Genomic DNA, 7,808 nt, shown 5'->3' on the forward strand with positions numbered 1-7,808 from the left:
AGCAACGGCAGCTCGGTCATCACGGCCAGCCCAAGCGCCTCGGCCTTCAGTGACAGGCCGGGTCCCGACGTGCTGGTGACCCCGAGCGCGCCGCCGTAAGAAGCGCCCAGCGCAGCGCAGATCCCGCCGATCTCGTCTTCCGCCTGGAAAGTGATCACGTTGAAGTTCTTGTGCTTGGAAAGCTCGTGCAGAATGTCCGACGCCGGCGTGATCGGGTAGCTGCCGAGGACGACCTGAATGTCGGCCAGCTGACCGGCGGCGACGATGCCATAAGCCAGCGCGGTGTTGCCGGAAATCTGCCGGTATTCACCTGCGGCCAGTTTCGCCGGCGAGATCTCGTAGGTGACGGCGAAGGCCTCAGTGGTTTCGCCGTAGTTCCACCCCGCCTTCAGGGCCAGCACGTTAGCCTCAGCGATGTCGGGCTTGCGGGCGAATTTCTCCCTGATGAATCGTTCGCTGGTTTCGATCGGCCGCCCGTACATCCACGACAACAGGCCCAGCGCGAACATGTTCTTGGCGCGCTGGCCGTCTTTCTTCGACGCGCCAATGACCTCGACGGCGCCAAGCGTCAGCGAGGTCATGGGGACGGCCTCAACCTTGTAGTCGGATAGTTCCCCGTTTTCCAGCGGGTTGTCCTGGTAGCCGACTTTGGCCAGGTTGCGCTTAGTGAACTCGTCGGAGTTGGCGATCACCAGCCCGCCAATGGGCAGGTCGGTGATGTTGGCTTTCAGTGCCGCCGGGTTCATTGCGACCAGCACGTCGGGCCGGTCACCGGCGGTGAGGATGTCGTAGTCGGCAATTTGGATCTGGAACGACGAGACACCCGGCAGCGTCCCCTGCGGTGCGCGGATCTCGGCCGGATAGTTCGGTTGGGTCGCCAGGTCGTTACCAAAAAGAGCGGCCTCGGAAGTGAATCGGTCGCCGGTGAGCTGCATGCCATCGCCGGAGTCCCCGGCGAAACGGATGACGACTTTTTCCAGTTTTTCCCGTTCAGGCAGCGCCGCATTGGCTCGGTGTGAATCTGGGTGAGATTCTGACCTGGCTCCGTTGTCGTTCGGACCCACGTCCCCGCCTTCCATCGCTGTTCACCGCACGGGTACGTTGCAGCTACCGGTGCGTGTCGTCGGAGTGAACCCCCGGCCGGGTTTTATGTCACTGGTAGTACCGATTATTGCACTGTTCTTAGGGATTCATTTACGCCGATACACACCGTCACGTTACAGCCACTTGGTCAAAATACGAGGTCAAACACACGCACTCGGCGAATCTTGCGGCAAATTGTGGTGTTCGTCACTTTGGCTGGCGAGCGAAGTCTAAGAATCCAAGCTACGCGCCGGTAACATTTGCTAGCGGCTCTTCTCACCCCCGCCTCCCCCATTTGGGGGAGGCGCCGCGGGCGGGTTTTTCCGGACGCGTCCCGGCGTTAGGCCCGGTCTCGGGCACCGCGGTCAAGTAGAGCGCCAGGCCCACACCGGGCAAGAGCACCCAGCGAGCTGAACGCCACCGTCGTAGCCAGCGATCACCACGATTGAGGCCGTCGCGAACAGAAGTTCAGTAAATCCAGTGCGTGTGCGGTTCGAAATACTGTGCCTGCGGCGCCGGCACTCAATGGTTACCGAACAGCCGAGAGTTTTACTAGGCGCTCTTGTCGCGGCGCTCGGTGCGGGCCGGCTTGCGCGGCACGATCGTCGGCAGCACGTTGTCCTGCACGGTCTCCTTCGTCACCACGACCTTGGCGACGTCGTCACGGCTGGGGATGTCGTACATCACCGGCAGCAGGACTTCTTCCATGATCGCGCGCAAGCCGCGAGCCCCGGTGCCGCGGTGGATCGCCTGCTCGGCGATGGCTTCCAACGCGTCCTCGGTGAACTCGAGCTCCACGTTGTCCATCTCGAACAGCCGGGTGTACTGCTTGACCAAGGCGTTCTTGGGCTGCGACAGGATTTTGACCAGAGATTCCTTGTCCAGGTTCGTCACCGACGCGACCACCGGTAGCCGGCCGATGAATTCGGGAATCAGCCCGTATTTGATCAGGTCTTCCGGCATGACCTCGGCGAAGTGGTCGGTGGTGTCGATCTCGGCCTTGGAGCGCACCTCGGCCCCGAAACCCAAACCACGTTTGCCGACCCGGTCGGAGACGATCTTCTCCAGCCCGGCGAACGCGCCAGCGACGATGAACAACACGTTGGTGGTGTCGATCTGGATGAATTCCTGGTGCGGATGCTTGCGACCGCCTTGCGGGGGCACCGACGCCTGGGTGCCCTCCAAGATTTTCAGCAGCGCCTGCTGCACGCCCTCCCCGGAGACGTCGCGGGTGATCGACGGGTTCTCGCTCTTACGGGCGATCTTGTCGACCTCGTCGATGTAGATGATGCCCGTCTCGGCGCGCTTGACGTCGTAGTCGGCGGCCTGAATCAGTTTGAGCAGAATGTTTTCCACGTCCTCACCAACATAGCCGGCTTCGGTCAGCGCGGTGGCGTCGGCGATGGCGAACGGCACGTTGAGCATCTTGGCCAGCGTCTGGGCCAGGTAGGTCTTACCGCATCCGGTCGGTCCCAGCATCAGGATGTTGGATTTGGTCAGCTCGACAGGTTCACCTGACCGGGAATCACGTCCCTTTTCACCGGCCTGAATGCGCTTGTAGTGGTTGTAGACCGCGACGGCCAGCGTCCGCTTGGCGGTGTCTTGGCCGATGACGTAGCCCTCCAGGAAGTCGCGGATCTCGGCGGGCTTTGGCAGCTCGTCAAGTTTGACGTCGTCGGCGTCGGCGAGTTCCTCTTCGATAATCTCGTTACATAGATCGATGCACTCATCGCAGATGTAGACGCCGGGCCCCGCAATTAGCTTTTTGACCTGCTTCTGGCTCTTTCCGCAGAACGAGCACTTTAGGAGGTCACCGCCGTCTCCGATGCGCGCCATGGTGCTGGGGGCCTACTTCCTGTTAACCGTGTCGAAGTGCTATGCCGCGTGTATTTTCCCGACGCTACCCGCTTGCTCTACAGCGATGCGACCGTTAGAGCCGAATCGCGTCGGTGATATTCGTGCTTGCCTGCCTGAAGATATCGCCTGAGGCGGCCCCGCGCTTGCCGGAACGCGCCGCCGTGTCCCTGGCGTGTCGTGGCTGTTATGCGACCGAGAGGCGAACATGCTCGGCGGTCCTACATTAGGCCTGTGGGATTCGCCCTGCCCGAGAATACCGCGTTAATCGCCGATGGCGGTCTGGCGACCGAACTCGAGGCGCGCGGTCATGATTTGTCGGACGAGTTGTGGTCGGCGCGGCTGCTGGTGGACGCCCCGCAGGAAATCGCCGCGGTGCACATGGCCTTCTTTCGCGCCGGGGCGATGATCGCGACGACGGCTAGCTACCAGGCGTCCTTCGACGGCTTCGCCGCCAGCGGAATCAGCCGCGACGAGACCGGCCGACTGCTTCGCCGCAGCGTCGAGCTCGCCAAGACCGCTCGGGACCAAGCCGGCGTTGCGGACGGCAGGGTGGCCGGCTCGGTAGGCCCGTACGGCGCCACACTCGCCGATGGCTCGGAATACCGCGGACGCTACGGGCTTGGCGTCGCGCAGCTGGAAGAGTGGCACCGACCGCGGCTGGAGGTGCTGGCAGACGCCGGCGCCGACGTGCTGGCCCTGGAAACCATCCCCGACGTCGACGAAGCCGAGGCGCTGGTGAACGTGGTGCGATCGCTCGGCGTGCCGGCCTGGCTCAGCTACACCATCGACGGCGGGCGCACCCGCGCCGGTCAGCCGCTGGCTGACGCCTTTGCCGTGGCGGTCGGGGTACCAGAAATTGTCGCGGTCGGGGTCAACTGCTGCGCACCCGACGACGTGCTGCCGGCGATCGAGCCGGCGCGAGAAACCGGCAAATCGGTGATCGTGTATCCCAACAGCGGCGAGCGCTGGGATAGCACTCGGCGCACCTGGGTCGGCCCGTCGCGGTTCGCGCCGCGGCTAGCCGTGCAGTGGGCAGCAGCCGGTGCGCGGGTGATCGGTGGGTGCTGCCGGGTGCGGCCGGCCGACATCGCCGAGCTGGCAACGACTCTCGCCGAGCCGGCTGATCAGCGCTGAGCCTCGATCAGGCCGTCGACGCCGAAAGTTTCCGGTACTCCAGCACAGTGTCGATGATCCCGTAGTCCTTGGCTTCTTCGGCGGTCAGGATCTTGTCGCGGTCGGTGTCCTTGCGGATGGTCGCGGCGTCCTTTTTGGTGTGGTGGGCCAACGTGGTCTCCATCAGCGTGCGCATCCGCTCGATCTCGGCGGCCTGGATTTCCAGGTCCGAGAACTGGCCCTGAATCACCCCCGATAGCGAAGGCTGGTGGATCAGCACCCGCGCGTTGGGTAGCGCCATCCGCTTACCCGGTGTTCCGGCGGCCAACAGCACCGCTGCGGCCGAGGCGGCCTGCCCCAGGCACACCGTCTGGATGTCAGCGCGCACGTACTGCATGGTGTCGTAGATCGCCATCAGCGAGGTGAACCCGCCACCGGGCGAGTTGATGTACATGGTGATGTCGCGGTCGGGATCCAGCGACTCAAGCACCAGCAGCTGCGCCATGATGTCGTTGGCCGACGCGTCGTCGACCTGGACACCCAGAAAGATGATGCGTTCCTCGAACAGCTTGTTATACGGGTTCGACTCTTTGACACCCCAGCTGGAATGCTCGACGAACGACGGCAGGATGTAACGCGCCTGCGGCTGGATATCGGGGTTCATAGTGATGGTGCTCCGTTTGTCTCGGCGCGGGTGATGATGTGGTCGACGAACCCGTATTCCAGGGCTTCCGGGGCGGTGAACCAGCGGTCGCGATCGGAATCCGCCACGATGCGCTCGATCGGCTGGCCGGTGAATTCAGCGTTGAGCCGGAACATTTCTTGCTTGATGACGGCGAACTGCTCGGCCTGGATGGCGATGTCGGCAGCGCTACCAGTCACGCCGCCCAGCGGCTGGTGCATCAGGATGCGGGCGTGCGGCAACGCGTAACGCTTGCCCTTGGTGCCGGCGGCGAGGAGGAACTGACCCATCGACGCGGCCATCCCCATCCCGTACGTGGCGACGTCGCACGGCGCCAGCACCATGGTGTCGTAAATCGCCATCCCGGCGCTGATCGATCCGCCCGGGGAGTTGATGTACAGCGAGATGTCCTTGTTGGAGTCTTCGGCTGCGAGCAGCAGGATCTGCGCGCAGAGGCGGTTCGCGATGTCGTCGTCCACCTGCGACCCCAAGAAGATGATGCGCTCGGAGAGCAAGCGCTCATAGACCGAGTCGATGAGGTTCAGACCCTGCGAACTAGCCCGCATTTCTGTCGCACGGCTCACAGTGGGTTACCTGCTTTCTCGAGTTCTGTATTCACCGACACTAACCAACCGGGGGCGCCGCGCACTCCCCGAAGCCCCCGCGTTCGCTCACAGCGTCACTTCGTGTCGCCCGATGGCTCCTCGGACGAAGCCGCGGCTTCCAGGTCGTCGGCGTCAATCTCGTCCTCCCCGGTCTCCGACTCGGAGCGCTTGCCGAAGAACTCGGTGGTGTCGACGACGTTTCCGTCAATGTCGGTGACGGTGGCCGACTCGACTGCCGCGGCGATGGTCAGCCCGCGGCGCACGTCGGCGAACATCGCCGGCAGCTGGTTGTTCTGTTGTAAATAGCTGAGCAATTGCTGGGGCTCGATGCCGTACTGCCGCGAGGTCAGCACCAGCCGTTCGGTGACGTCTTGCTGGCCGACTTGGATGTCGAGGTCGTCGCCCAGCGCGTCCAACAGCAGCTGCGTCTTGATGGCCTTCTCGGCGTTGGTTCGGGTTTCGGCGTCGAACTCTTCCCGCGACTTGCCCTGTTTGGCGAGCGCTTCGGCGAACTTGGCCGGGTCGTGGTTGAGACTGTGCAGCGCGTTGTGCAAGGTGTTGTCCACTTGAGCCTGGACGATCGCTTCCGGTAGCGGCATGTCGACCTGCTCAAGCAGGGCATCCAATGTGGCGGTGCGGATCTCCTCCGCCTGCTGGACACGCTTGACCTCGCGCACCTGATCGGACAGATTGGCGCGTAACTCGTCAATGGTGTCGAATTCGCTTGCCAGTTGGGCAAATTCGTCGTCGGGCTCAGGCAGCTCGCGTTCCTTGACCGTGCCGATAGTCACGGTGACCTCGGCCTCTTTCCCGGCGTGCGGACCGGCGGCCATCTTGGTGGTGAAGGTCCGGCTTTCCCCGGCTGACAGGCCGACGATCGCATCATCGAGACCGTCGACGAGCTGGCCGGAGCCGACCTCGTGTGACAGTCCCTTCGTCGCCGCCTCGGCCACATCTTCACCGTCGATGTTGGCCGACAGGTCGATCGAGACGAAGTCGCCGGTCGCGGCGGGCCTTTCGACTCCGGTCAGCGTGCCGAACCGGGCACGCAAGGACTGCAGTTCGGCGTCGACGTCCTCGTCGCTGACTTGAATCGGATCCACGGTGATCTTCAGCGCACTGAGGTCGGGCAGCGTGATCTCAGGTCGTACGTCGACTTCGGCGGTGAAAACGAGTTCCTCGCCGTACTCCTTTTTGGTGACCTCGATGTCGGGCTGGCCTAGCGGCCGCACGTCGGATTCGGTCACGGCTTGGCCGTAGCGGCTAGGCAGCGCCTCGTTGATGACCTGGTCGAGCATCGTCTCGCGGCCGAAGCGCGCCTCCAGCAGCCTGACCGGTGCCTTGCCGGGTCGGAAACCCGGCAGCCGCACCTGCTTGGCCAGCTCTTTGTAGGCCCTCTCGAAGTCGGGCTGCAGCTCCGTGAAAGGCACCTCAACGTTGATGCGGACCCGGGTGGGGCTCAACTGCTCCACGGTGCTCTTCACCGGTTTGCTCCTCGGTTGTACTTGCGGTCTTCTGCTGGTCGATGCCCGTTGGCTGGGGCGTGCCAGTCGGGGTGACAGGATTTGAACCTGCGGCCTTCCGCTCCCAAAGCGGATGCGCTACCAAGCTGCGCTACACCCCGCGGTGACCTCGACGATCCTACGGCCAAGCCGCGCGCTGCCCATAGCGGCCTCACCACGAAGTAACGGGACGGCACCATTTGGATTTGATGTAAGCCGCGACGTACAGTCGCGCTCGACTAATACACGCGGGCGTAGCTCAATGGTAGAGCCCTAGTCTTCCAAACTAGCTACGCGGGTTCGATTCCCGTCGCCCGCTCGATACCGGCGCCGGCAACCGAGCCCGACTAGGCTGAGAACGCTTAATGCGCCTACGGCGGCCCGGCGGCCGGCGAGGCCGACCCCGGCAAGCTGAGGAGGCTGACCGATTCAGCATCCAGGTGCCACAGCCGACACCGTCATCCATGGCTCATGCGCGACTCGCTTCGATGGCGTGCGCAGGGCCTTCGCGCAGAACTTCGTGCAGGGCAAGGAAATTGGCGCGGCGGTCGCGGCCTGGGTAGACGGCGAGCTGGTCGTCAACCTGTGGGCCGGAACAGCCGATGACGCCGGCACCAAGCCGTGGCAGGTGGACACGCTATCCACCGTGCTATCCGGCACCAAGGGCCTCACCAGCACCTGTGTCCACCAACTCGTCGAGCGCGGTGACCTCGACCTGAACGCCCCGGTGGCCCGCTACTGGCCAGAGTTCGCCCAAGCCGGCAAGCAGGACATCACCCTCGGCATGGTGATGAGTCACCGATCCGGGGTGATCGGGCCGGGCAAGCGGATGGACTGGACGCAGGTCACCGACTGGGACCTGGTGTGCGAACGCCTGGCCGCCGCCGAACCGTGGTGGGAGCCGGGGACCGCGCAGGGCTATCACATGACCACCTTTGGCTTCATCCTCGGCGAGGTGTTCCGGCG

Annotated in this window: 7 protein-coding genes and 2 tRNA genes; 3 read left to right on the top strand and 6 right to left on the bottom strand. The window is 63.9% G+C overall.

Annotation, left to right across the window (positions count from 1 at the left end; all coding sequences use genetic code 11):
* Both WAN71_RS02140 and clpX read right to left on the bottom strand, forming a co-directional pair.
* On the bottom strand, positions 1-1,064 hold a 1,064-nt coding region (locus WAN71_RS02140), incomplete at its 3' end, for a 2-oxoacid:acceptor oxidoreductase family protein (RefSeq protein ID WP_422223749.1).
* 571 nt (positions 1,065-1,635) lie between these two features.
* Positions 1,636-2,919 (bottom strand): ATP-dependent Clp protease ATP-binding subunit ClpX, encoded by a 1,284-nt coding sequence (gene clpX / locus WAN71_RS02145; RefSeq protein ID WP_422223750.1) that lies wholly within the window; start codon positions 2,917-2,919, stop codon positions 1,636-1,638.
* Between the two features lie 264 nt (positions 2,920-3,183).
* Here clpX and mmuM point away from each other — a divergent pair, with 264 nt between their 5' ends.
* Positions 3,184-4,074 carry a homocysteine S-methyltransferase gene (gene mmuM / locus WAN71_RS02150; protein WP_422223754.1) on the top strand — a complete coding sequence of 297 codons (891 nt, stop codon included), beginning with the start codon at positions 3,184-3,186 and terminating at the stop codon, positions 4,072-4,074.
* Between the two features lie 7 nt (positions 4,075-4,081).
* Here mmuM and clpP2 read toward each other — a convergent pair whose 3' ends face one another.
* From clpP2 to WAN71_RS02170, 4 genes are all read right to left on the bottom strand, one after another.
* On the bottom strand, positions 4,082-4,717 hold the full coding sequence (gene clpP2 / locus WAN71_RS02155; RefSeq protein ID WP_422223751.1) for an ATP-dependent CLP protease proteolytic subunit ClpP2: 636 nt from the start codon (positions 4,715-4,717) through the stop codon (positions 4,082-4,084).
* Positions 4,714-5,319, bottom strand: a complete 606-nt coding sequence (locus WAN71_RS02160) for an ATP-dependent Clp protease proteolytic subunit (protein ID WP_422223752.1) — start codon at positions 5,317-5,319, stop codon at positions 4,714-4,716. Before WAN71_RS02160 ends, clpP2 begins: the two co-directional genes overlap by 4 nt.
* A 95-nt stretch (positions 5,320-5,414) precedes the next feature.
* Positions 5,415-6,824 carry a trigger factor gene (gene tig, locus WAN71_RS02165; protein ID WP_422223753.1) on the bottom strand — a complete coding sequence of 470 codons (1,410 nt, stop codon included), beginning with the start codon at positions 6,822-6,824 and terminating at the stop codon, positions 5,415-5,417.
* Positions 6,825-6,890: 66 nt separating this feature from the next.
* Positions 6,891-6,964 (bottom strand) — tRNA-Pro (locus tag WAN71_RS02170).
* Positions 6,965-7,090: 126 nt separating this feature from the next.
* Here WAN71_RS02170 and WAN71_RS02175 point away from each other — a divergent pair.
* Positions 7,091-7,161: transfer RNA gene (locus WAN71_RS02175), tRNA-Gly, on the top strand.
* Positions 7,162-7,302: 141 nt separating this feature from the next.
* Positions 7,303-7,808 (top strand): serine hydrolase domain-containing protein (locus WAN71_RS02180; protein ID WP_422223755.1); only part of this gene is annotated, 506 nt, incomplete at its 3' end.

The organism is Mycobacterium sp. (genome assembly GCF_049280035.1).
Taxonomy (GTDB): Bacteria; Actinomycetota; Actinomycetes; order Mycobacteriales; family Mycobacteriaceae; genus Mycobacterium.

Coding starts and splice junctions, on each gene's coding strand:
- clpP2 (WP_422223751.1), bottom strand. CDS start 4,717: ATGAACCCCGATATCCAGCCGCAGGCGCGTTACATCCTGCCGTCGTTC.
- clpX (WP_422223750.1), bottom strand. CDS start 2,919: ATGGCGCGCATCGGAGACGGCGGTGACCTCCTAAAGTGCTCGTTCTGC.